Source organism: Streptomyces sporangiiformans, from assembly GCF_005768555.2.
In the GTDB taxonomy this organism is placed as follows: Bacteria; Actinomycetota; Actinomycetes; order Streptomycetales; family Streptomycetaceae; genus Streptomyces; species Streptomyces sporangiiformans.
This window is the reverse complement of sequence record NZ_VCHX02000232.1, coordinates 1-1,859: the sequence shown is the minus strand read 5'-3', so window position 1 is coordinate 1,859 and position 1,859 is coordinate 1. Positions and strand designations below refer to the sequence as shown.

Below are 1,859 nucleotides of genomic sequence, written 5' to 3'. Positions count from 1 at the left end.
GATCGAGGCCAAACTCACCACCCACCCCGGCGTGAAGGACGCCGTCGTCACCGCGGCGAACAACCACCTCACCGCCTACCTCATTCCGGACGCCTCTCACGACACAGGCGGCGAAGGGGACCGGCTGCGCGTCAGTGAGTGGGAGAACGTCTTCAACGCGATGCGCTCCGAAGTCGGCGTGATCGGTGATGACTTCGACACGACCGGTTGGATCAGCACGTACACAGACGCTCCCATTCCCGACGAGGCGATGCGCCAGTGGGTCGACGAGACCGTGCGCCGCATCCTGGAATGCTCGCCGGCGCACGTGCTGGAGATCGGATGCGGCACAGGCCTGCTGGCGACCCGCATCGCTCCTCGGGCGCGCTACACCGGCGTCGACGTCTCCGCCGAGACGCTCGCCACGCTCCAGGCGTACTTCGACGCCCGTCCCGAGTATGCGGACCGGGTGCGCCTGCTGCACCGTGATGCCCGCGACCTCGCGGATGTCGAGGACGGCGTCGTCGACTGCGTCATCGTGAACTCCGTCTCCCAGTACTTCCCGAGCGGCGCCTACCTGGTGGACTTGCTGCGCGAGGCCGCACGAGTCCTCTCCGACGACGGCACCCTGTTCGTGGGTGATGTCCGCGATCTGCGCCTGCTGCGGGCCTTCCACACCTCGGTCGAGCTTTTCCAGGCCGGTGCGACGGATTCGGTGGACGAACTCACGGAGCGAGTCACTCAGCGGGGCCTGCAGGAGAGCGAACTGGCGATATCCCCCGAACTCTTCCGCGGACTGCGGGGACTGGGTTTCAGCACCGTGAGCATGCGTCCCAAGACAGGCGACCCCACCACGGAAATGGCGGACTACAGGTACGACGTGATACTGCGTAGGTCTCCGGCCGTGGCCCATGCCGAAGCGCCGGGTCATGTCACGGTCCTGGACGGGCAGGCCGAGGCCGTCATCGACGAGCTGCGCGCGGCCCTCGACGAGGCCACCCCCCATGGATCCGCTGCCGTGATCCTGCGTGGCGTACGGAACCCACGCCTCTGGCGCGATCTCCGTGCCACTGATCATCTGGAAAGCGGCTCGGCACACACTCTGGAGGATGTGGCAACGGACCAGTCGGCGGCCGCCGGGTTCCGCACCGACGACCTCCGTGCCGTCGCCCACGATGCGGGTTGGCTGATCGAGGCATTCCTGGGCGAGGCGCCGGGCGCGGCCGACATCGTGTTCTACCACGGTCACCTGCCGGACCACCTGTCCGAGGAGTGCTCCACACTGGATCTGGACGATGGGGTGCCGGAGCTGGTGAACCGTCCTGCCGCGCCGCAGTTCACGGGCCGGCTCGTCGAATCGGTGCGGGAACACCTGACCGGGACGCTGCCCTCGTACATGCTGCCGGAACGGTACCTGGTACTCGACCGCTTCCCCCTCTCGGCCAACGGCAAGGTCGACCGCGGCCGGCTCCCGGCACCTGACCTCGACGACACCGGTGACGGGCCCGAGAACGGCGCTGCGCCGCGCAACCTGCGCGAGGAGCGGCTGTCCGCCGTCTGGTGCGACGTACTCGGCAGGCAGAGCATCGGCATTCACACCGACTTCTTCCACGCCGGCGGGGACAGTCTGCTGGCGGTCCGGACCGCGGCGGCGGCCGCGTCGAACGGGCTGCCGCTCACCGCGGCCGATATCTTCGCCCATCCCACGGTCGCCGCGCAGGCCGTGCTGCTGGCCACCCGTGACCACGCGCCGGAGGGACAGGCATCTGCGCTCCCTCGGCTCGTGTCCGAACCGGGGGCCCGGTTCGAGCCGTTCGGGCTGACGGATCTGCAGCAGGCGTATCTGCTGGGCCGTGGCGGGTTTTTCGCGTTGGGGAATG

1 protein-coding gene is annotated in these 1,859 nt (G+C 68.6%); it reads left to right on the top strand.

Annotation, left to right across the window (positions count from 1 at the left end):
- Nucleotides 1-1,859 (top strand): class I SAM-dependent methyltransferase (locus FGD71_RS35070; RefSeq protein ID WP_119104604.1); only part of this gene is annotated, 1,859 nt, incomplete at both ends.